Annotated in this window: 19 protein-coding genes; 12 read left to right on the forward strand and 7 right to left on the reverse strand. The window is 33.7% G+C overall.

Annotated elements, in window-relative coordinates:
* The first annotated feature begins 214 nt into the window (after nt 1–214).
* Together pyrF and BUC11_RS14880 are read left to right on the forward strand one after the other, a co-directional pair.
* Nucleotides 215–1,057 carry an orotidine-5'-phosphate decarboxylase gene (gene pyrF, locus BUC11_RS14875; protein WP_073355336.1) on the forward strand — a complete coding sequence of 281 codons (843 nt, stop codon included), beginning with the start codon at nt 215–217 and terminating at the stop codon, nt 1,055–1,057.
* Between the two features lie 308 nt (nt 1,058–1,365).
* Nucleotides 1,366–2,166 carry an ABC transporter substrate-binding protein gene (locus BUC11_RS14880; protein WP_073355338.1) on the forward strand — a complete coding sequence of 267 codons (801 nt, stop codon included), beginning with the start codon at nt 1,366–1,368 and terminating at the stop codon, nt 2,164–2,166.
* On the opposite strand, the gene BUC11_RS17020 is transcribed toward BUC11_RS14880, so the two are convergent.
* A complete protein-coding gene (locus tag BUC11_RS17020; protein WP_175547765.1) occupies nt 2,161–2,310 on the reverse strand; it encodes a hypothetical protein in 150 nt (49 codons plus the stop codon). The genes BUC11_RS14880 and BUC11_RS17020 overlap by 6 nt on opposite strands.
* Before the next feature lie 107 nt (nt 2,311–2,417).
* On the opposite strand from BUC11_RS17020, the gene BUC11_RS14885 reads away from it, so the two are divergent.
* Nucleotides 2,418–3,203, forward strand: a complete 786-nt coding sequence (locus tag BUC11_RS14885) for an alpha/beta fold hydrolase (protein ID WP_073355339.1) — start codon at nt 2,418–2,420, stop codon at nt 3,201–3,203.
* A gap of 248 nt (nt 3,204–3,451) precedes the next feature.
* Here BUC11_RS14885 and purU read toward each other — a convergent pair whose 3' ends face one another.
* The 3 genes from purU to BUC11_RS14900 all read right to left on the reverse strand — a co-directional run bounded on the left by purU (nt 3,452) and on the right by BUC11_RS14900 (nt 7,209).
* Nucleotides 3,452–4,306 (reverse strand): formyltetrahydrofolate deformylase, encoded by an 855-nt coding sequence (purU, locus tag BUC11_RS14890; protein ID WP_073355361.1) that lies wholly within the window; start codon nt 4,304–4,306, stop codon nt 3,452–3,454.
* A gap of 226 nt (nt 4,307–4,532) precedes the next feature.
* Nucleotides 4,533–5,240, reverse strand: a complete 708-nt coding sequence (locus BUC11_RS14895; RefSeq protein WP_073355341.1) for a DUF4197 domain-containing protein — start codon at nt 5,238–5,240, stop codon at nt 4,533–4,535.
* Nucleotides 5,241–5,742: 502 nt separating this feature from the next.
* Nucleotides 5,743–7,209, reverse strand: coding sequence for a glycoside hydrolase family 130 protein (locus tag BUC11_RS14900; protein ID WP_073355342.1), 1,467 nt, complete (start codon nt 7,207–7,209; stop codon nt 5,743–5,745).
* 831 nt (nt 7,210–8,040) lie between these two features.
* Between BUC11_RS14900 and BUC11_RS14910 the strand changes: the two genes are divergently transcribed.
* On the forward strand, nt 8,041–11,493 hold the full coding sequence (locus BUC11_RS14910; RefSeq protein WP_073355346.1) for a methylmalonyl-CoA mutase family protein: 3,453 nt from the start codon (nt 8,041–8,043) through the stop codon (nt 11,491–11,493).
* Between the two features lie 294 nt (nt 11,494–11,787).
* On the opposite strand, the gene BUC11_RS14915 is transcribed toward BUC11_RS14910, so the two are convergent.
* Nucleotides 11,788–12,333 carry a type 1 glutamine amidotransferase domain-containing protein gene (locus tag BUC11_RS14915; RefSeq protein ID WP_073355348.1) on the reverse strand — a complete coding sequence of 182 codons (546 nt, stop codon included), beginning with the start codon at nt 12,331–12,333 and terminating at the stop codon, nt 11,788–11,790.
* A gap of 136 nt (nt 12,334–12,469) precedes the next feature.
* The gene (locus BUC11_RS14920) at nt 12,470–13,039 is read right to left on the reverse strand and encodes a DUF1543 domain-containing protein (RefSeq protein WP_073355349.1); all 570 of its coding nucleotides are present in this window, start codon (nt 13,037–13,039) and stop codon (nt 12,470–12,472) included.
* An 86-nt stretch (nt 13,040–13,125) separates the two neighbouring features.
* Here BUC11_RS14920 and BUC11_RS14925 point away from each other — a divergent pair, with 86 nt between their 5' ends.
* Nucleotides 13,126–13,626, forward strand: coding sequence for a hypothetical protein (locus tag BUC11_RS14925; protein WP_073355351.1), 501 nt, complete (start codon nt 13,126–13,128; stop codon nt 13,624–13,626).
* A 64-nt stretch (nt 13,627–13,690) separates the two neighbouring features.
* Here BUC11_RS14925 and BUC11_RS14930 read toward each other — a convergent pair whose 3' ends face one another.
* The gene (locus tag BUC11_RS14930) at nt 13,691–14,638 is read right to left on the reverse strand and encodes a TerC family protein (RefSeq protein ID WP_073355353.1); all 948 of its coding nucleotides are present in this window, start codon (nt 14,636–14,638) and stop codon (nt 13,691–13,693) included.
* Between the two features lie 290 nt (nt 14,639–14,928).
* Between BUC11_RS14930 and BUC11_RS14935 the strand changes: the two genes are divergently transcribed.
* From BUC11_RS14935 to BUC11_RS14965, 7 genes are all read left to right on the forward strand, one after another.
* A complete protein-coding gene (locus BUC11_RS14935) occupies nt 14,929–17,118 on the forward strand; it encodes a glutamine synthetase III family protein (protein ID WP_073355355.1) in 2,190 nt (729 codons plus the stop codon).
* Between the two features lie 679 nt (nt 17,119–17,797).
* Nucleotides 17,798–18,682 carry a hypothetical protein gene (locus tag BUC11_RS14940; protein WP_073355357.1) on the forward strand — a complete coding sequence of 295 codons (885 nt, stop codon included), beginning with the start codon at nt 17,798–17,800 and terminating at the stop codon, nt 18,680–18,682.
* Between the two features lie 68 nt (nt 18,683–18,750).
* On the forward strand, nt 18,751–19,290 hold the full coding sequence (locus BUC11_RS14945; RefSeq protein ID WP_073355358.1) for a hypothetical protein: 540 nt from the start codon (nt 18,751–18,753) through the stop codon (nt 19,288–19,290).
* Complete coding sequence (gene csgH, locus BUC11_RS14950) at nt 19,287–19,694, forward strand: curli-like amyloid fiber formation chaperone CsgH (RefSeq protein WP_245793924.1); 408 nt, start codon at nt 19,287–19,289, stop codon at nt 19,692–19,694. The genes BUC11_RS14945 and csgH overlap by 4 nt, the downstream gene beginning before the upstream one ends.
* Before the next feature lie 38 nt (nt 19,695–19,732).
* A complete protein-coding gene (locus BUC11_RS14955; RefSeq protein ID WP_082854360.1) occupies nt 19,733–20,020 on the forward strand; it encodes a CsgE family curli-type amyloid fiber assembly protein in 288 nt (95 codons plus the stop codon).
* Nucleotides 20,021–20,036: 16 nt separating this feature from the next.
* Nucleotides 20,037–20,441 carry a curli assembly protein CsgF gene (locus tag BUC11_RS14960; protein WP_066082459.1) on the forward strand — a complete coding sequence of 135 codons (405 nt, stop codon included), beginning with the start codon at nt 20,037–20,039 and terminating at the stop codon, nt 20,439–20,441.
* A 1-nt stretch (nt 20,442) separates the two neighbouring features.
* Complete coding sequence (locus BUC11_RS14965; RefSeq protein WP_073355360.1) at nt 20,443–21,852, forward strand: CsgG/HfaB family protein; 1,410 nt, start codon at nt 20,443–20,445, stop codon at nt 21,850–21,852.
* Nucleotides 21,853–21,912: the final 60 nt, after the last annotated feature.

The following is a 21,912-nucleotide window of genomic DNA, read 5'->3' on the forward strand; positions in this document are numbered from 1 at the left end:
CAGGGAAAAGAATTAATTTTCTTTTCTTTGTTCTGAAAAAATATTTCATCTTTCTTTGAGATTCCTAACTTTCGCATTTATTAATTGAATTCAAGAGAAATATAATACTGGATATTTACAGTTCGATTTCATGCTATAAATATTCAAATTTTATTGCAATATCATAACTGTTATCAATTGTATGTTTGTAATTTTGCCGCACAACTACATAAAAATGACAACACAACAATTAATTGACCAAATCAAAATCAAGAAATCATTTCTAACTATAGGGCTAGATGTTGATTTAGAAAAAATCCCACACCATTTATTAGCACTTGAAGATCCTATTTTTGAATTCAACAAAGCCATAATTGATGCGACTCATGACTTCGCAGTGGCTTATAAGCCAAACACTGCTTTTTATGAAGCTTATGGTATAAAAGGCTGGATGTCATTACAAAAAACAATTCAATACCTTAACGAAAATTATCCTGAAATTTTCACGATTGCTGATGCAAAAAGAGGGGATATAGGAAATACATCTTCGATGTACGCCAAAGCTTTTTTTGAAGATTTGAATTTTGATAGCGTTACCGTTGCGCCTTATATGGGAAAAGATTCGGTGGAACCCTTTTTAGCATTCGAAAATAAACATACCATTATGCTGGCTTTGACTTCAAACGAAGGTGCTTTTGATTTTCAGACGTTAATCACGAATCCAGAAATTTCGGGAGGAAAAGAATTGTACAAACAAGTTTTGGAAACGTCTAAATCTTGGAAAAACAGTGAAAACTTGATGTACGTTGTGGGCGCTACCAAAGCGGAATATTTTAGTGAAATCCGCAAAATTGTTCCAGATAGTTTCTTGCTGGTTCCCGGTGTGGGCGCTCAAGGCGGAAGCTTGTCTGAAGTTTGTAAATATGGTATGAATGCAAATGTAGGTTTGCTTGTAAATTCCTCCAGAGCAATTATTTATACTTCAAATGGAACTGATTTTGCTCAAAAAGCAAGAGTCGAAGCGTTGAAAATACAACAGGAAATGGAAGAAATAATGAATTTGAAGTTTATTGTTTAAAGTTTCAGGTTGTAACCAAAACATAAAACACACAGCCTTTAATTATGAAACAGAAGAGTCATTTAAGTTAAAGAATGTTAGCTTGCTAAATAATACTTAACAAGGTATATAAGTTAAAAGCGTTCTTTATAAAGCTATGGCTTTCTTAAATGAACTATTTGACTGGATAAATTCATGGTAAGTTAAAAACTTAAATGACTTATATGTTTAACAAGTTATTCTTCATAATACTCTTATTTGTAAAAACTTAATTTTTCTTAATGGTAAAAAAGCGGTCAATTGACGCTTTAACACTTTAAACTTTCAACTTGAAACAAAAAACACTTATCGATCAAATCGGAACAACACATACTTTTGAAACTTCGCCTAGCCGAATCATTTCACTTGTTCCCTCACAAACGGAATTATTATATGATTTAGGTCTTGAAGATAAAATCATCGGAATTACTAAATTCTGTGTGCATCCGTATCATTTTAAATCCACTAAGAAAAGCGTTGGTGGAACCAAGAAAGTACATTTTGAGAAAATCAGATTGCTACAGCCGGATATTATCATTTGTAATAAAGAAGAAAACACATTGGAAATGGTGGAGCAGTTGCGGAAAATTTGTCCAGTTTGGGTGACAAATATTGTAACTATTGAAGATAATTTTCAGATGATAACCGACTTTGGTCAGTTGTTCAATTGTAGAACCGAAGCGCAAAAATGGAATGATAAATTGGCTTTTGCCTGGAGTGATTTTAAAAATTATATCAAAGACAAAGAAGTCAAAAAAGTAGCCTATTTCATTTGGAAAAAACCTTTTATGGTAGCTGGTTCGGATAATTTTATTAATGAGTTATTGAAACTAAATCATTTTGAAAATATATACCAAAACAAAGGGCGTTACCCTGAAATCGAACTCAAAAAAATGCGTTTAGAAGGTGATCCAGATTTAGTTTTTCTTTCCTCAGAGCCCTATCCTTTTGCAGAGGAAGATGCCTTTGAGATTGGAAGACACACGCATCACGCCAAAACAGTATTTGTTGATGGCGAGATGTTTTCTTGGTATGGAAGCAGGCTGCTAAAAGCGTTTGATTATTTTAAAAAAATGCACGAAAAATTATAATTCGCATTCTTCTAAAATCAATTCTTCTTTTGTCATGCTTGACTGCTCAGTGTCTTTTTCGAAGTTGAAATTCAACTCAGAGAACATTTGGTATTCTTTTTTAAGCTTTTCTATTTCACTTTTCTCTTTCAATATTCCTTTCATGGGTGCAAATTTTTTGCAAATTTACGGCATACAATTATAAATCGAGCATTATTTTTTGTTAAGATTGGGATTTAAAATTAAAGCCCTATTTTTACAAAAAAAAGCAAGTGATCAATTATACCATTTACGAAAATAAAAACAGCGATCAATGGGTAACTTTTGTTCATGGTGCCGGTGGAAGTTCTTCTATTTGGTTCAAACAAATTCGTGATTTTAAAAAACAATACAATGTATTGTTATTGGATTTGCGAGGTCACGGGGAATCAAAACCTACTTTAAAAGCAGCATTCAAACAGAAATATACTTTTTCGGCTTTGGCCAATGACATTCTGGAAGTCTTAGACTTTCTTAAAATTAAAAAATCGCATTTTGTTGGCATTTCATTAGGGACTATTTTGATAAGACAGTTGGCCGAAATGTATCCAGAACGGGTTCAAAGTATGATTCTAGGTGGAGCAATTTTAAAAATGAATTTCCGCTCTCAAGTATTAATGCGGTTGGGGAATATGTTTAAATACGTTTTGCCGTATTTGGTTTTATATAAGTTTTTTGCTTTTGTAATTATGCCCAAAAAAAGTCACAAGCAATCTCGCGTACTTTTTATCAATGAGGCTAAGAAATTATACCAAAAAGAATTTATTAAATGGTTTAAACTAACCGCTGAAATAAATCCCATCTTAAAGTGGTTCCGACAAGTTGAATTGAATATCCCTACGCTGTACGTAATGGGTGAAGAAGATTATATGTTTTTACCATCCGTTAGGACAGTAGTGGAGAATCATTATAAATCGTCAAAACTCTTTGTAATAGAAAATTGTGGACATGTTGTTAATGTAGAGCAACCTATTGCTTTCAATGATGCTGTCCTCTCCTTTATAAAAACAGCCAAATAAAAAAAAAGCCCGCATTATACATGCAGGCAATTCTTTAACTAACCAAAACCAAAATAATAAATAACCAGTTTATTACTCTGCAAAGATCACACTTAAGCGGACCTTGTGCTGTTAAGATTTTGTTATTACTTTGTTGGACATAAGTTAACTTTTAATCGTCAGGATCGAATTTAATAATTTGCATAAATAACTGCTGCAGAGAAAATTGTGGTGCAAAATCTGAATGCAGCACAAAGCGTTTCTATTGCCTATGAAAACACGACCGTTTTATTGTTGTATACCATTGTTTTTCGTTCTGCATGCAACTTTATTGCTCTAGCCAAAACCATGCGTTCTAGATCTCTTCCTTTTATAATAAAATCTTCTATAGAATGACTGTGCGAAACTCTCGAAATATCCTGTTCGATGATAGGGCCTTCATCTAATCCTTCGGTCACGTAATGACTTGTGGCACCAATTATTTTTACACCCCGTTTAAAAGCGGAATGATACGGTTTTGCTCCTGGAAAGGCAGGAAGAAAAGAATGATGAATGTTGATGATTTTGTTTTTATAAAGAGCAATTAGTCCGGGAGTTATAATTTGCATGTAACGCGCCAAAACAATAAAATCAACATTGTATTCTTTTAATAAATCCATTTGTTTCCGTTCGCCTTCCGTCTTAATTTCTTTGCTAAAAGGAACATAATGAAATGGAATCGAAAAACGTTCCGCCACGGCTCTTAAATCTTCGTGATTACTAATTATAAGTGGGATTTCAAGTTGTAATTCGCCAGCGCTGTAGCGTCCTAAAATATCATACAAACAATGGTCGTATTTAGAAACAAATAAAGCCATTTTAGGTTTGTATTCCTGCGTGTAAATTTCCCAAGACATTTTAAACGGCGCAGCTAAATGAGTCTGAAAGTCCTTTTTTATGGTGTCCATATCCCAGTTTTGGGCGCTGAACTCGCATTCTAAACGCATAAAAAAAACATTCTCATCTGCATCTACATGCTGATCTAAATAAATAATATTTCCTTCAATCGAAGCAATGTAATTGGTAACAGAGGCAATAATTGCTTTTTGATCTTGGCAATGAATTAGAATTGTAATTTTTTGCATTTTACTATTTTTAGTTTTTATCTTGATATATTTCAGGAGCTGTTTCCTGCTATCCGCTAAATCTTTCCTTGTCTCGTTCCAAAAAACGAGATAAGGAAAGGATATCGCTTCTATCAGGGCTAGGGCCTTGCGTTTATCAATACTATTTATCAAAAATAACCTTATATTTTTGATAAAAAAATTGAATTTAACGGTTTAATGTTCTAAAAATAGAAATGCTTTCTAGCTAGTTTTTATCCTGCAAAGCAAAAACTTTTTGCAATAAGATAGAGGTTCTCGCGCTCAAAGTCGTTCTGATGTTTTTTTCTTCCACGGCAACCATTTTAAATACACCATTCAATGCTTGATTGGTAACGTAATCAGTTAAGTCAGGATTCACTTTATTCACTAATGGAATACTGTTGTATTTCGTAATGATGTTCGTCCAAACTTTATCGGCCCCCACTTTTATAAACGAATTTTTAATCACAGGACTAAATTTTCCGTACAAAGCAGTCGACGTACTGTTTTGTAAATAAGAAGTAGCAGAACTTTCATTACCCATCAAAATTGTTTTGGCATCGTAAAAAGTCATGTTGCGAACCGCATCAACAAATATTGGTGTCGCTTCTTTAACTGCGTCTTCCGCGGCACGATTCAATACTTTCAATCCTTCGTCAGCTAACGAACTTAGTCCAATTCTTCGCAATCCAGCGTCTACTTTTCTCAATTCTTCCGGCAGCAAAATTTTTACAGCTTCATTTCTATAAAAACCATCAGTAGCGGTCAATTTTGTTACTTGTTTTGAAATTCCATTATTCAGCGCTTCTTTCAGTCCGCCAGCAATATCAATTCCACCAATTCCTGGCGTCTGTGGAAATTGATTTAAAACTTGTTGCATTTCGGCACAACCAAATAAGGAAAAGGCAGTTAAAAGCAGTACAATTTTTTTCATAAGTCTGATATTTAATTCGTTTTTTCAAAGATAAGCAAACACTATGCCTTTTAGTAGTAAAAATATTCCGAAAGAAAATAGAAGGCCGTTTGTTAAAAGATTCAAAGGAGCTCAAAGGGCCTCTTTTAGCGTACAATAGTAGGTTCCTGCTCGTGATTTATTTCTATTGTAAAGCCATCGAGTTTTTATGCTCTATTTTTTAAACAAGGATCAAAAAGAAAGGCTTGGACTGAGGATAAGCTAGATGGAAATAGCAGCACTACAATCATTTTTAGCTAAAAGTATTTCAGTAGTGATTTTTTTTACGCTGTCAAAAGATCGGAGCAAAAACAGAAGGCATTGCGCGCTATTGTTTGCAGCAACCATTTTATTGCTATTCAAGAATAATAGGAGATTTAATTGATAAAGAGTTTAAAAAATAGTAAAAACAAACTACTCATTATTATAAGTAGATGGTATCCAAATTTTTAAAACAAGTAATTTTCAAAAAAGGGGATTTATATTATTTGCTTTTCTTCAAAGCATCTAATAATTCTTCTAAGTCTACCACACCATAAGTAGACGAATAATCGGATACTGCATAGGGAAGTATAAGACTGTTATTGTGAATAATCGAACCACAAGAATAGACGACATTGGGTACATATCCTTCCCGTTCCCCTTCGAGTGGTGCTAATAAGGGCTCTTTTAATCTTCCAATTTCCTTGGAAGGGTCGTCAAGATCAAGCAGCGAAGCACCTAAGCAATACCGTCTCATAGCACCTACGCCGTGCGTAATTACTAACCAGCCCTCTTTAGTCCAAAGTGGTGATCCGCAATTACCAATTTGGGTAAATTCCCAGGAAAAACGAGGTTCTTGAAGAATAATTGGATTGTCCCATTGTGTCCGGCGATCTGAATACATGATGTAATTATTAACGCCATCAATCCGGGAAAGCATAGCATACTTTCCCTTAATTTTTCTTGGAAACAGTGCTAGATTTTTATTTTGAGCACCGGCTCCATACAGAGGGACGACGCGAAAGTTGTAAAAGTCTTTAGTAGAAATAAGTTTTGGCAATATTGCATGACCGTTGTAAGCGGTGTAAGTGGCAATTATTCTATCTGATCCATCGTCATCGAGGAAGCGCACAAAACGGGCATCTTCAATACCGCGACTTTCAGAATCTGATATTGGAAATATAACACGTTCTGTAATATCAGAATCGTGTTTGAATTGTAAATCGTAAAATGAATCCGCCAGCCATAGTACTTCTTCAAGCGCAGTTCTTCTTTCTCGGAGAATCGTTGGATCGCTTAAGGCTTTATTAATTATATTTTTTAAGGCAGTATATTCGAATTGATCCGGCAACTCTCGCATGATTTGGGCAGAACATTTATCTGATGTATTCATTTCTGCCAATTTGACGAGAAATCGCTCTTTATTGTATAAGGTTTTACGGGCAATCTCTGCTTTATCAATATTGTCTCCTATTTTCATCACTTGTAGATCATTATTTTTATCTAGAATTCCTCTTCTAAAAACAATGGATGAAATATGTCCTTCTCCTGTCGCACGAAAAGATATAATAATTCGTTTTTCTCCATTTTGAAGATCTGATTGGTCAAAATCTTCGACCATAGACGGATTAAAAAAGGCGGCAGATTCTATTGCATATTCCATTGTACAATAGGAACCAATAAGCATTTTTCGCTCATCGGATAGCTGGTTGTAATTAATTTGCATGCCTTCTATCAAACCTCTAATTTTTTCGCAATGCCTAAAAAATGTTTGTGAAATATTACGGTGTCTTCTAGCAAATTCACGTAGCGTATGTTCTAAGGTTTCTTGAACTTGTTTTTCGCTCAAAACCATAATATGGCTTACCATTTTTTGGGTTCGAGAATCACCATTCATAAAATACCTGGCAACAACTCTACTGCAATCAGGCAAGAATTTTATATTTTTTCGAATAACAGGAACTCGCATAGATTCATTTTTAAAGTGAAATTGTACAACTGTGTATTTTAACTAAGAATGAAAAGTCGTTTAAGTATTTAACTCTAGTTAGCCCAGATTACTGGTTTTATTTACAAGAAAGCCATTTAAATGAAATTTATTCGCAACATTTTCTTTCTTGAATTAGAAATGACTGTAAGCCAGCTCCATTGATAATGCCTCCTAAGCTAAGTAGCTCCTTTGAGAAATATAGGTCAATTAAAATCATAAATAAAAAATTGCTTTGTAGAAATGATTCATTCAGGTTTCAAATATTGGTTTGTTTATAAAAGAACAACTTTTCAAGGTAGTAATTTTGAATACGCTAATTGTATTTACACAATCAGTTTTAAAATTACAAAAAAATATTTTAAATGAGCGTAAATTTTTGTTTTACATTATTGATGATATTTTTTTAAAAGAATACAAAATTGAATTGGGTAGCAATGAAATACCAGAAATAATTCCTTTTTAATTTTTTAAGAATAAGTCACATCATTGCAGTGCTCCTAATAAGAGTCCGATTCAACTACTCGCTATGCATAAAGTTAGCAACTAATTGAAGAGGGTAGCAATGAAAAAATCTAATTTATGTTTCAGTGCAAAGGAGGAATTGTGCTACTATACGGATAAATAGGATCTAAAAAGTATAATTTAGAGGGCCTGACTGTCAGAAGTAAGCAGCGCGTCTAAAAAAATAGTAAAATAATTATTGCTGCCCGTTTTAAAAATCACAAGATTCACTCTTAAAATTGATATTTTCAACAATTAATTTTTATTATTTTCGTAAATTGCGGTCCTAAAATCGACATTTAAATAAAAATGGAACAACAAAAACCGTATATCCCTAACAATAAAGTAAGAATTGTTACAGCAGCTGCTCTTTTTGACGGTCACGATGCCGCAATCAACATTATGCGTAGGATTATTCAATCTACAGGTGTTGAGGTAATTCATTTAGGTCACGACCGAAGCGTTGAAGAAGTGGTTAATACTGCAATTCAAGAAGATGCGAATGCTATTGCAATAACTTCTTACCAAGGTGGACACAACGAATATTTTAAATATATGTACGACTTGCTTCAAGAGAAGGGAGCGGGACAAATTAAAATATTTGGAGGCGGTGGCGGGGTTATTTTGCCCTCTGAAATAGCGGAATTGCAAGCATACGGAATTACCCGCATTTATGCACCTGATGATGGACGTGCCATGGGATTGCAAGGGATGATAAATGATTTAGTGGAACAATCGGATTATCCTGTAGGAAACAAGCTAAACGGAGAATTATCCCATATTGAAGAAAAAAATCCAACAGCAATTGCTCGATTAATTTCTGCTGCTGAAAACTTTCCAGAAATAGCAAAACCAGTTTTTGAAACTATTCATAAAAATAACGAAACCTCAAAAATTCCAGTTTTAGGAATTACAGGAACAGGTGGTTCAGGAAAATCATCATTAGTAGATGAGTTAGTACGTCGTTTCTTAATCGATTTTCCAGAAAAAACCATTGGTTTAATATCTGTCGATCCTTCAAAACGTAAAACAGGAGGAGCATTATTGGGAGATAGAATTCGAATGAATGCTATCAATAATCCTAGAGTTTACATGCGTTCGTTAGCAACTCGTCAATCAAATTTAGCTTTGTCTAAATATGTTGCTGAAGCGATTCAAGTATTAAAAGCTGCAAAATATGATATTATAATTCTTGAAACTTCTGGAATTGGTCAATCTGATACCGAAATTATGGATCATTCCGATGTTTCTTTGTATGTAATGACACCAGAATTTGGAGCAGCAACTCAGTTGGAAAAAATCGATATGTTAGATTTTGCTGATTTGGTCGCTTTAAATAAATTTGACAAACGTGGAGCGTTAGATGCCATTCGTGATGTCAAAAAACAGTACCAACGCAATCATAATTTATGGGATGCAAGTCCAGATGATATGCCAGTTTTCGGAACTATTGCTTCGCAATTTAATGATCCGGGAATGAATACGCTTTATAAAGCAATTATGGATAAGATTGTCGAGAAAACAGATTCAGATCTGAAATCGACTTTTAAAATCACGCGTGAAATGAGCGAGAAAATATTTGTCATTCCACCACATAGAACACGTTACTTGTCAGAAATAGCGGAGAGCAATCGCAAATATGATGTTACCGCAGTTAGCCAAGAACAAGTAGCTCAGAAATTATATGGGATTTTCAAAACATTAGAAACGGTCTCTGGGAAAGTACCTTTAATAAATAAAACTGGGATTGATGACGATTCAGTTTTACCAACAGCTTTAGAATCTGAAAAATCAGGTGCTGCCGAAAATAAAATATTCCTCAACCTTTTACTAAATCAATTCGATAAAGTAAAAATGGATTTGGATCCCTACAATTGGGAAATTATTTTGACTTGGGACGAAAAAGTAAATAAGTACAAAAATCCAGTGTATACGTTCAAAGTTCGCGATAGAGAAATAAAAATGGCGACGCATACAGAGTCGCTTTCGCATTCTCAAATTCCGAAAATAGCATTACCAAAGTATAAAGCTTGGGGTGATATTTTACGTTGGTGTTTGCAGGAAAACGTTCCTGGAGAATTTCCTTTTACCGCAGGATTGTATCCTTTTAAACGTGAAGGAGAAGATCCTTCTCGTATGTTTGCAGGAGAAGGTGGGCCAGAAAGAACGAACAAGCGTTTTCATTATGTGAGTGCAGGATTGCCTGCAAAACGATTGTCAACCGCTTTTGATAGTGTGACTTTATACGGAAATGACCCACACGTTCGTCCTGATATTTATGGAAAAATTGGTAATGCCGGAGTTTCTATATGTTGTTTGGATGATGCCAAAAAATTATATTCTGGTTTTGATTTGGTTCATGCCATGACTTCGGTGAGTATGACTATTAATGGACCGGCGCCAATGCTACTAGGATTCTTCATGAATGCAGCTATTGATCAACAATGTGAGTTTTACATTAAAGAACAGCATCTTGAAAAAGAAATAGAGGCTAAAATAAATAAAATATATAATGGAAAAGGAGTCGAAAGACCACATTATCAAGGGGATTTACCTGCAGGAAATAACGGTTTAGGATTAATGCTTTTGGGTGTTACCGGAGATCAGGTTTTACCTTTGGAAATCTATAATGAAATAAAAGCAAGGACCTTATCACAAGTTCGTGGAACGGTTCAAGCGGATATTTTAAAAGAAGATCAGGCACAAAACACTTGTATTTTCTCTACGGAATTTGCGTTGCGCTTAATGGGTGACGTTCAGGAATATTTCATTACTAAGAATGTTAGAAACTTTTATTCGGTTTCTATTTCAGGATATCACATCGCTGAGGCAGGAGCAAATCCAATCACGCAATTGGCTTTCACACTTTCCAATGGGTTTACTTACGTGGAATATTATTTGAGTCGTGGAATGAACATCAATGATTTTGGACCTAATTTATCGTTCTTTTTCTCGAATGGAGTGGATCCGGAATATGCAGTTATTGGCCGTGTAGCGCGTAAAATTTGGGCGAAAGCCATGAAAAATAAATATGGAGCTAATGAAAGAGCCCAAATGTTGAAATACCACATTCAAACATCAGGTCGTTCTTTGCACGCACAGGAAATCGATTTCAACGATATTCGTACTACGTTGCAAGCCTTATATGCCATTTACGACAACTGTAATTCATTGCATACCAATGCGTATGATGAAGCAATTACAACGCCAACAGAAGAATCAGTGCGTCGTGCCATGGCGATTCAGCTGATTATCAATAAAGAATTAGGTCTGGCCAAAAATGAAAATCCAATTCAAGGTGCATTTATCATCGAAGAATTAACAGATTTAGTGGAAGCTGCAGTTTTACTAGAATTCGACCGAATTACAGAACGTGGTGGCGTACTTGGTGCGATGGAAACGATGTACCAAAGAAGTAAAATTCAAGAAGAAAGCTTGTATTATGAAACCTTGAAACATACAGGTGAATTTCCAATTATTGGTGTGAATACGTTCTTGAGTTCTAAAGGTTCGCCAACTGTTATTCCAGCCGAAGTAATTCGTGCAACAGAAGAAGAAAAACAATACCAAATTGATATGTTGAGTCATTTACATCAGGCAAATCAGGATTTGGTAAATGAACATTTAAATACGCTTCAAGAGGCTGCCATTAAAAATGAAAACTTATTTGAACATTTAATGGAAGCAACTAAGGTTTGTTCTTTGGGGCAAATCACTTCGGCTTTATTTGAAGTAGGCGGTCAGTATAGAAGAAATATGTAAGCAGAGAACCACTTTTTTGCTCTGCAAAAAAGTGTGTGAATCGCTTATCCCGATTTTTATCGGGATCTGATCAATAATAAAAGATGAATCGCTTATCCCGCTTTCGAGCGGGATCTTTTTCAATGATAAAAATGAATCGCTTATCCAGATTTTTATCGGGATCTTTTCAAGAAACGTTCGTATCGGTAATACTAATTTTTATCGGGATCTTTTCAAGAAAAAAAATCGGTTACTAAATTATAAAAAATGCGGAAAATATTTTCCGCATTTTTTTTTTGCCTAAAGGCTAAAAAATTATTCAACTTGCTGTTGCTTTCCTTCTTTAATTTGTTCTACTAATTTTTTATTAAACGCTGGTAAATCATCAGGATTTCGGCTTGTAACAAGGCCTCTGTCTACAATTACTTCTTGGTCATGCCACTCAGCACCTGCGTTGATTAAGTCAATCTTTATAGAAGGATAAGAAGTCATTTTCCTTCCTTTGACTAGATTGGCGCTTATCAAAATTTGAGGCCCATGGCAAATAGCGGCGACGGGTTTTCCTTCTTTGAAAAAGTCTTTAATAAAATGCAAAGCAGCTTCATTTGTTCGCAATTTATCTGGATTTATTACACCGCCGGGGAGCACTAGTGCATCATAATCGCTAGCCTTTACATTGTTTAAAAGTTGGTCGACTTTATAATCTTTCCCCCAATCTGTTTTAGCCCATGCTTTTATAGTTCCGTTTTCTGGACTAATAATTTCTGCTTTCCATCCTTGCTGCTCTAAATATTCTTTTGGCGAACTTAATTCAACTTCTTCAAATCCATTTGTGGCTAAAATAGCTATTCTCTTTTCCATATTGTTTTAATTTTTAGTGCATTTAATACTTTAAATTTACAAATTAAATGCTGCTGTAGTTCACAAAGAGGTCTTAAAATAAATGTAATTTTTGATAGAGTAGCATCAAATAGGCAAATACGTCAAGGAAATTTTTTTATTTTATTTTGTTTAATTTGACATATCCAATATGCAAAGTATCTTCCTGACAATTCGTATCAGATTTTGTAATTTTTAAAGCATGTTCGGCTTTGAATTGCGCGGGTAGCATATCTACGACTTTATAAATATCGTCTACATCAATGCCGTATTTCTCGTCAACGTGCGACTCAGCTCCTTTAAAACCATAATGTTTATAAAAAGCAGTTGTTTTAGATTTTTTGGTTGCCAAAGCTAAACGATTCGCAACGGCAAGCATTTTATAATGGTATTCTTCAAATTCATTTTCTTTATAACCTCCTAAATTGATAAAAAATAGCTGTTCCGATGACGCAGTAACTGCATTTTTGTTGGGGATTATTTCAATCAAGAAGTCATCTACTACCGTTACTTCTCGCCAAGCATCAATATGAATTTTTCCTTTGGCTTCTGGCCAAAAAGATTTCATTTGAGGTACCAATTCTTTCAAGGAACTACCAATTCCAAAAAAAATATCATGTTGCTCCGTAAACCTGCCTTCTGGCGTGCAGCCTAACATTATCATGTATAATTTAAGTTTTTGTTCCATAATTCAAAAGTACAAAATTCTTTATAATAAACTTTGGCACAATTCATGAATAGTGTTTTTCAATATAAATTATAAAACGATAACGAATGAAAAAAATTACCTTATTTTTAGTTTTCATCGGGATGATGGCACTACAAAGTTGTGAAGTAACGGAAGTATATGATAATACGGATATCGGACCAAGAACCGAAGTGTTTGAAGTCACTACTTCATTTAATTCCAACAATAATTATAGTAGCCTGGTTGAATTTAATCCTCCTATTTATTCTTCGGATTCCGTTTTAGTATATCATTTATATGATACGGTAAATGGTCAAGATATTTGGAAATTAATGCCTCAGACTTATTACTTTAATGATGGAGGAGCACTAGATTTTAACTTTGATTATTCAAGGTTTAATGTAAATATCTTTTTGTCGGCTAATTTTAGTCTGAATACATTGCCGTCCAGCTGGACACAAAATCAAACTTTTAGAATCGTTATTCTACCAGATGGGTTTGCTAAAACAATTAATAAAAACAATATTGATTCCGTAATGTCAGCATTGAAAGTTGATAAGAGTGAAGTGAAGAAAATCGACTTGTAAAGTGAATAAAAAAAGGGAAATCGTGAGATTTCCCTTTTTTTGTATGTTTTAATTGATGATGGTATTAAACGAATTCTTTGCTGCTTTTTCGTAAAGAAATTACAATCCCAATAATAAGGGAAAGCGCTATAAAAGCAAGTGATACCCATTCTGGTAATTTAATATATTCATGCAATAACATTTTTAAACCAACGAAACTCAAAATAGCGATCAGACTGTATTCTAAATAGCTAAATTTGGCTAACATGTTTGCAAGGAAAAAATACATTGAACGCAATCCCAAAATAGCAAATATATTAGAACTAAAAACTAAGAAGGGATCGTTTGTTATGGCTAAAATTGCCGGTACACTATCAATAGCAAAAACCACATCCATCACTTCAATAACTACTAGCGCAACAAAAAGAGGTGTTGCAGCTGTTATATGTCTTCTTCTTACAAAAAAATGTTCCTCATCAATATGGTTTGATATCGGCATTATTTTTTTAAGACTTTTATATACAAATGATTTTTTAGGTTGGAACTGCTCATCTTTACCACTAAATAACATTTTCATAGCAGTATAGATCAGGAATGCACCAAAGATATAGGTCATCCAATAGAATTTATTAATAAGCATGACGCCAAAAAAGATCATTAAACCTCTAAAAATGATGGCTCCTAATATTCCCCAAAATAGCACACGATGTTGGTATTTCTGTGGAATTTTAAATGCGGCAAAGATGATTGCGATGACAAATATATTGTCAATACTTAACGATAATTCAATCAAATATCCAGTAATAAATTTTATTGCAGCTGTTGTGGGTTTAAGATTATCAGGGTTAGCAATATAATTTGTAGAATAGAGCCAGTAGATCACACCAGAAAACATAAATGATAATGCAACCCAAATACCAGTCCATTTTCCAGCTTCTTTTGAACTTATAATATGCGGTGTTTTATTGAAAACTCCTAAATCAAGTGCTAGAAAAATTAAAACAGCGGTTAAAAAAGTAATCCAGACAATCATAATGTAAGTTATTTAAATTTTGTGTAAAGATACTTTTGATTTTTAAACTTTAAGAAAAATTTTATCTAAAGTTAAAATCCTTATTCTGAGTGTCAATTTTTATAAAATGTGTTACTTGAAAAATAACATAATTAAAATTGCTAAGTTGCGATTTTTTGTACGTTTTTCTATTGATTCAATAAATTTAAAGCCTTGACCCATAAAAATAAGAGGTAAAATTTTATAAAAGTAATAATTAAATTATATTTGCATCAAAATAATAGGGGTCTAATTAATTAAAATCAATTTTTATGTCAACATTACGTTTTCAAGCTTTGAGAGAAGCATCGACTAGAAAGCCAGTTAAATTTGAAGAATCAGATAGAAAATCAACGATATTTGGTGCTAATGTCTTTAATGACAAAGCGATGAAGCAATTTTTAACTTCTGATGCTTTTAAAGGCGTGCGCGATGCAGTGCAGCATGGAACTAAGATAGACAGAAAATTAGCAGATTATATCGCCATGGGTATGAAAGAATGGGCCTTGTCTAAAGGAGTAACTCATTACACACACTGGTTTCAACCTCTTACAGGAACTACAGCAGAGAAACATGATGCTTTTTTTGAAACCTCTTATGACGGTAGCGATCCAGTAGAAAAGTTTGGTGGTGCTCAATTAGTACAACAAGAACCGGATGCTTCTAGTTTTCCAAATGGAGGAATTAGAAACACATTCGAAGCGCGAGGCTATACCGCTTGGGATCCAACATCTCCAGCGTTTATTTTTGGAACGACCTTATGTATTCCAACTGTTTTTATTTCGTATACAGGAGAGGCTTTGGATTATAAAACACCTTTATTACGTGCTTTAACGGTTATGGACGACGCAGCCACTGAAGTATGTAAATATTTTGATAAAAATGTAAAAAAAGTTACCGCCACTTTAGGTTGGGAACAAGAATATTTCTTAGTAGATAGAGCTTTGGCAAATTCACGCCCTGACCTTATTATGACAGGAAGAACTTTGTTGGGGCATACCTCTGCAAAGGGACAACAATTAGACGATCATTATTTTGGATCAATTCCAACACGCGCCTTGACTTACATGAGAGATTTAGAGCAAGAATGTATGTTGTTAGGAATTCCAGTGAAAACACGTCACAATGAAGTAGCACCAAATCAATTTGAGTTAGCACCTATTTTTGAAGAAACAAACTTAGCCGTTGATCACAACTGTTTGTTGATGGATGTAATGCAAAAAGTAGCAGAACGTCATGAATTGAAAGTGTTGTTCCATGAAAAACCTTTTAAAGGAGTAAACGGTTCAGGGAAACACAATAACTGGTCATTAGCAACTGACACTGGAGTAAACTTGTTAAGTCCAAGCAAAACACCAATGAGTAACTTACAGTTTTTGACTTTCTTTATTAATACGATTAAAGCCGTAAATGATAATGAGTCTTTATTAAGAGCTGCGATTGCCTCCGCAAGCAATGATCACAGATTAGGAGCTAATGAAGCACCTCCTGCAATTATCTCCGTATTTATTGGGGGGCAATTGACTAAAGTTTTAGCGGAGTTAGAAGGAGTAACCACAGGTAAATTATCCCCAGAAGAAAAAACAGATCTAAAATTAAACGTAGTAGGGAAAATTCCAGACGTTCTTTTAGACAACACAGATAGAAATAGAACTTCACCATTTGCTTTTACAGGAAATAAATTTGAGTTTAGAGCAGTAGGATCTACGGCGAACTGTTCGAATGCAATGACCACTTTGAATGCTATTGTTGCAAAACAACTTAGAGATTTTAAAGTTGAAGTTGATGCTTTGATTGATTCCAAAGACATGAAGAAAGACGATGCGATCTTCAATGTTTTAAGAGAGTACATCAAACAATCTAAAAAAATCCTTTTTGAAGGAGACGGTTATAGTGAAGAATGGGAAGTAGAAGCTGCAAAAAGAGGTTTGAGTAACTTCAAAACGACTCCTGAAGCTTTAAAAGCAAGAATTTCTAAACAATCTTTAGACTTGTTTTCTGAATTGAATATTATGAATCATATTGAAGTAGAAGCTCGATACGAAATTGAATTAGAGGAATATACCAAGAAAATTCAAATTGAAGGTCGCGTTCTAGGTGATATTTCAAAAAATCACGTTATACCAACTGCAATCCGTTATCAAAATACGCTGATTGCAAATGTGAAGGGGCTAAAAGATATTTTTGGGACAGATTTTGAAACTATTGCCAAAGAACAAATCGTTTTGATAAAAGAAATTTCAGGTCATATCGAAGGAATCAACTCTAAAGTACAAGAGATGACTAATGAGAGAAAGAGTGCTAATAATTTGACTGATGCGCAGGAAATGGCAGAAGCTTATTGTAATAAAGTAAAACCTTATTTTGAAATCATTAGAAATCACTGTGATAAATTAGAGTTGTTGGTTGATAACGAAATTTGGACGTTGACTAAATATAGAGAATTGTTGTTTACTAAATAATAAGCGAAGAATTTTAACAGGATATATGCCTTTCCATTTTGGAAAGGCATTTTTTTTGTGATCCATTACTCGATAAAAATTGTTGCTATGCTGTTGTAAAAAAAACTTTGCTTCAGTAAATTGGAATTAGAGCTAATACTGAACTTAATATGGCCAATCGAAGTGTAGCACGGTTTTATTTTTATAAACAATGACGAAAAGGCTAGCGAATTAACTAAAAGAGTGGTCCTATTTATTTATTCCAGATCTTTTCGTTTATGTTCCTTCAGCATTGGGCTGCATAGGATGCTCTTTTACCAAACTATTGTGCTAAGCCTTTCTTACGCGCGTTACTTTGAGATTATTATAGTATAGTTCTCGTTAAATATTTGGAGATCTTTTCTTTTTCTTTGAATATCTATATTTATAATTTTTTTCTTATTTTTTTTCTGTATTACAAGGTAGTTCATCGATACAGAGTTGCTTTTCATCGAAAAAACACGTATTCAGATGAAAAACAAGTATTTATACTTGTTTTTTTTTAATAATGTTTTCTATCTTTGGTATGTAATAATCAAATAAGGTTTCAGTATTAATACTAAAAATCTTGTTATTTATTATACCGTTAGAGTGGTTCCCAAATCGCTTTTTTAAAACCTACATGATAATTTGTATTAACAACCAATTAAATATATTTATTATGAAAAAAGTAGTTTTAAGCATCTCCGCGATGCTATGTACAGTGGCAATTTCTTATGCTCAACCAGGTCCAGTAGCTGGACCAAATGTAAGTGCAGTAGGCCAAACTGGATTTTCTCAATTTGCACAAGTTAGTCAAATTGGTACCGCTCAGAATTCCAAGGTTAAACAAGAATTGAACAACAATGATGCTTACGTATACCAAGGAGTTAATCCGGGTCAAATGCTTGTAGGTTCGATTAATACATCTGCAAAAAACATGGCTGACATCTTCCAAAGAGGGGATGACAACTATGCTTATATTTCTCAAAATAATTGGGACAACATGGCTACCCAATCACAAAGAGGGGATAGAAATGACGCTACAATTTGGCAAGATGAGGTAGTAGTGGCAACTGCAAGTTTAGATGGACATGACAAAGCTACTCAGACACAAAGAGGAAATGATAACGAAGCTACTATAGATCAAGGAACTTCAGGGAATAATCCGCTTCCTACATTGGCTACTTTTACCTTAGGAGTGCCATTAACTTCTGCAATACCATTCTCTCCTCATGGTTATAATGAAGCTACTCAAACGCAACGTGGAAATTGGAATAAAGCGTACACTAGTCAAGGTGGTAGAAATAATGATTCTGATATTAACCAAAATAGTGTTGGTAAGGCAGCAACGATAGTTGATAGAAACGTAGCGAATCATTATCAATATGGACGTAATAATGATGCTTCAACTACTCAAATGGGATATAGAAATCTTGATAATATTTTGCAGGAAGGTAACAATAATAGAGCGACCACTATGCAAACAGGAAACACTTCAGGCAACATGAATAATACTGCACAACAAGGAAATTCTAATGTGGCTAATGTAAATCAAGCTAACTAATAAGTAAGCCTTAAGATAGGGACAGCTCATTACAGCTGTCCCATCTTTTTTATTATAAAAATAAGATCATGAAATCTATATCTTTAAATATCATTCTTTGTTTATTTTTTTTCCAGCTTGTTTTAGCTCAGGGAGAACCTGTAAATTATAAATATGATGATGATAATAATATTTCATTGTTGGATAAAAAAGAAGCTACTTTATACATTAGTTCTAATTCTCATATTGTTAACTCTCGTGCCTCTTTAAATCTTCAACTAATGGGCAGTAACGTTCAAATTCAACAAATAGGGAATTACAATAGTGTTAATTCGTACCTCAAGAGTAAAATCATTGATATTTCCGTTGTGCAAAAAGGAAATAATAATGAAGTTTTACTCGATAAACAGGCTAATTCGCTAAACCAAAAAGTGATTCAGCTTGGTAATAATAATAAAATCCACGATTTTGCATTATATACAAAATACGATGTGACAATGGAATTAATTCAGAAAGGGAATAATCAAAATATTCAAAATTTTGGTTCAAATTCCATTTCAAGAGATATGAAGGTTATTCAATCTGGAACTGGAGCCTCCGTAATAATAATAAACAGTTCTAAGCAATGAAAACTTCAATGAAATTTTTGTCTTTTCTTATTTTAGTTTTGCTTTCTGAAATGTCCTATTCTCAGACGACTAATACTGTAGTGATAGCTAAAATTGAAGTTGAACAAAGTGAGCAGAATATTAAAATAACAGGTACAGCTGAAAATTTATCAGATATAGTTCAAAGTTTGTCATATAAATTGTCAGTTATTAAAAAAAATAAATCAAATAATAACCTCTCTAATAATATTCAAGAAGGGTTGTTTTCTTTAAATCCAAGTGAAAATAAAAATTTATCAACTTCTACAGTCAATTTGGGAACTGAGGATGAGGTTATAGTTTTACTGCTCTTCTATAATGAAAATAAACAATTAATAGGAAAAGATAGAGTTGTGCTAGGGGATGAAAAAAAAAAGATAAAATAACAATTATTCCTTCTGATGCATTTGAACTAACAGGAATTATTTCAGATGACACAAAGACTAGGGTTGGAAAAGATTTTTACGATTTATTTTATTATTTATACAATGAATATAAAATCAATTCGATAAAAATTGTCAATTTGAACGAGGAATTTACTTTCTCTAGAAATACTAAAATAATTATAAGTATTGAAAATGAAATAATATATGAGTTTTTAACTAGACCGGATGAAGAATATCTAAATGAAATGGCTGAACAGTCTATTTATGCAACTTATTTGCACCTTAAGAATTTAGAAAAGCAAACGAAATATTTTACTCAGTATTAATTTTATCATTTAACCTATGAAGCTTTTAATTTCTTTTACGATTTTCTTACTTGCCGTTCAATCAGCAAATGCACAAGGCTTGATTTACAAACCTAAGAATCCAGCTTTTGGAGGAGATACTTTTAACTATCAGTGGCTGGCAAGCTCTGCGGAGTCACAAAATAAATTCACAGATAAAACGATCTCTCAGGTGGAACAAACGGAATTGGAGCGCTTTACTTCGAGTTTAAATTCTTTGCTTTTAAGTCAAATTTCAAGTTCGTTGTTTAGACAACAATTTGGTAGTGATGGTATTAAAATAGGCTCCTATACTTTCGGCAGCTTATCCGTTGAAGTTTATCCTTCTTCGGGAGGTTTAACAGTAGATATTTTAGATACAAAAACAGGAGAAACAACTCAAGTAATCATTCCAAATCGATAATATGAGATTATACACCTACTTACCTTTGCTAATTTTTTTTTTAATCTCTAGTTGTGGTGCTTATTACAATCAGCCTACTGGAATAGAAAAAGCTGTTATTGGAGAAGGTACTCCAGCAACTACACTTTTAAAACAGCTTCCTAAGGCTAAAGAACAAATTGTAGTAGGACTCTATAAATTTAGAGATCAAACAGGTCAATACAAAGCTTCAGAAAACGGAAGTAATTTTAGTACAGCTGTAACTCAAGGAGCCACTTCTATTTTAATTAAGGCTTTAGAGGATTCAAAGTGGTTCATTCCTATTGAACGAGAAAATATTGGAAATTTGCTACAGGAACGAAATCTTATTCGCTCTACAAGACAGGAATATTCAAAAGATGCGGATCCTAATGTGCCTCAAATTACGCCGCTGCTTTATGCCGGAATATTACTTGAAGGAGGGATTATTTCATACGATTCTAATATTATTACTGGTGGTTTTGGCGCACGTTACTTCGGTACCGGTGGCTCTATTAAGTACAGACAGGACCGCGTTACTATATATCTTCGAATGATATCAACTGCAAATGGTAAAATATTAAAATCTGTTTACATCTCAAAAACAATACTTTCTCAAGCCATTGATCAAAGTCTTTTTAAATATGTGAATTTTAAAAGATTATTAGAGGTAGAGACGGGCTACACAACCAATGAGCCTGTTCAAATGGCGGTGACAGAAGCAATCGAAAAAGCAGTTTCAACCCTTGTTTTGGAGGGAATAAAAGATAGAATTTGGGAAGCTGCTATTCCTCAGCCTGAAGTAGATATCGTCTTAAAAAACTATGCAAAGGAAAATGAAGAAGCAGAAGTTACTGCAATATTTGGAAGAAATTTAAAAGAAAGAAGGGCTAAACTTGCTTTGGAAATTGGCGGGGGAACGACTCTGATGGATGGAGATTACAGCAACCCAGAATTAAGGCCAATGGTCAGAGGTGGATTAAAATACTTTGTAGCACCAAGTTTTAATCTGAGCGTTTCTACAAATATTTTTAGTTTAGCAAACAAAAATTTATTGGATGCAGGTTACCTTACATTTGATTTGAATGGCGAATATATATTATTGCCAAAAGACCGGCTTACTCCTTTTGTTTTTGCGGGCGCTGGTTTAGGAATGAGTAAAATTTCTGAAAATATTCATGGTAAAGTGCAATATGGTATTGGGCTCGAGTATATGGCTTCCGATAATATAGGAATTAAATTGTATGGAGAGCATAATCTCAATTTTAGCGATAATATCGACTATATAAAAAGAGGAGTGCGAGATGATTACTATTATCGTTTTGGTTTAGGATTAACCTTCTATTTTTTAAACAAAAATAAATCCATAGATGCCAAAGTATGCTGCGACCTATTCGCGATGCAACTTTTTTAGAAACTTAAGATAGTTTTTTAAGTTTTCATTTCTATTTTCTAGGCTAAAATCGGAAATAAC

Source organism: Flavobacterium xanthum (assembly GCF_900142695.1).
In the GTDB taxonomy this organism is placed as follows: domain Bacteria; phylum Bacteroidota; class Bacteroidia; order Flavobacteriales; family Flavobacteriaceae; genus Flavobacterium; species Flavobacterium xanthum.

Excerpts from the sequence above, each read along its gene's own strand:
- BUC11_RS14915 (WP_073355348.1), bottom strand. The coding sequence starts at position 12,333 with ATGGAAAAGAGAATAGCTATTTTAGCCACAAATGGATTTGAAGAAGTT.
- BUC11_RS14930 (WP_073355353.1), bottom strand. The coding sequence starts at position 14,638 with ATGATTGTCTGGATTACTTTTTTAACCGCTGTTTTAATTTTTCTAGCA.
- BUC11_RS14945 (WP_073355358.1), top strand. The coding sequence starts at position 18,751 with ATGAAATCTATATCTTTAAATATCATTCTTTGTTTATTTTTTTTCCAG.
- csgH (WP_245793924.1), top strand. The coding sequence starts at position 19,287 with ATGAAAACTTCAATGAAATTTTTGTCTTTTCTTATTTTAGTTTTGCTT.
- BUC11_RS14900 (WP_073355342.1), bottom strand. The coding sequence starts at position 7,209 with ATGCGAGTTCCTGTTATTCGAAAAAATATAAAATTCTTGCCTGATTGC.
- BUC11_RS14920 (WP_073355349.1), bottom strand. The coding sequence starts at position 13,039 with ATGGAACAAAAACTTAAATTATACATGATAATGTTAGGCTGCACGCCA.
- BUC11_RS14965 (WP_073355360.1), top strand. The coding sequence starts at position 20,443 with ATGAGATTATACACCTACTTACCTTTGCTAATTTTTTTTTTAATCTCT.
- purU (WP_073355361.1), bottom strand. The coding sequence starts at position 4,306 with ATGCAAAAAATTACAATTCTAATTCATTGCCAAGATCAAAAAGCAATT.
- BUC11_RS14910 (WP_073355346.1), top strand. The coding sequence starts at position 8,041 with ATGGAACAACAAAAACCGTATATCCCTAACAATAAAGTAAGAATTGTT.
- BUC11_RS14940 (WP_073355357.1), top strand. The coding sequence starts at position 17,798 with ATGAAAAAAGTAGTTTTAAGCATCTCCGCGATGCTATGTACAGTGGCA.
- BUC11_RS14925 (WP_073355351.1), top strand. The coding sequence starts at position 13,126 with ATGAAAAAAATTACCTTATTTTTAGTTTTCATCGGGATGATGGCACTA.
- BUC11_RS17020 (WP_175547765.1), bottom strand. The coding sequence starts at position 2,310 with ATGAAAGGAATATTGAAAGAGAAAAGTGAAATAGAAAAGCTTAAAAAA.
- BUC11_RS14960 (WP_066082459.1), top strand. The coding sequence starts at position 20,037 with ATGAAGCTTTTAATTTCTTTTACGATTTTCTTACTTGCCGTTCAATCA.
- pyrF (WP_073355336.1), top strand. The coding sequence starts at position 215 with ATGACAACACAACAATTAATTGACCAAATCAAAATCAAGAAATCATTT.
- BUC11_RS14935 (WP_073355355.1), top strand. The coding sequence starts at position 14,929 with ATGTCAACATTACGTTTTCAAGCTTTGAGAGAAGCATCGACTAGAAAG.
- BUC11_RS14895 (WP_073355341.1), bottom strand. The coding sequence starts at position 5,240 with ATGAAAAAAATTGTACTGCTTTTAACTGCCTTTTCCTTATTTGGTTGT.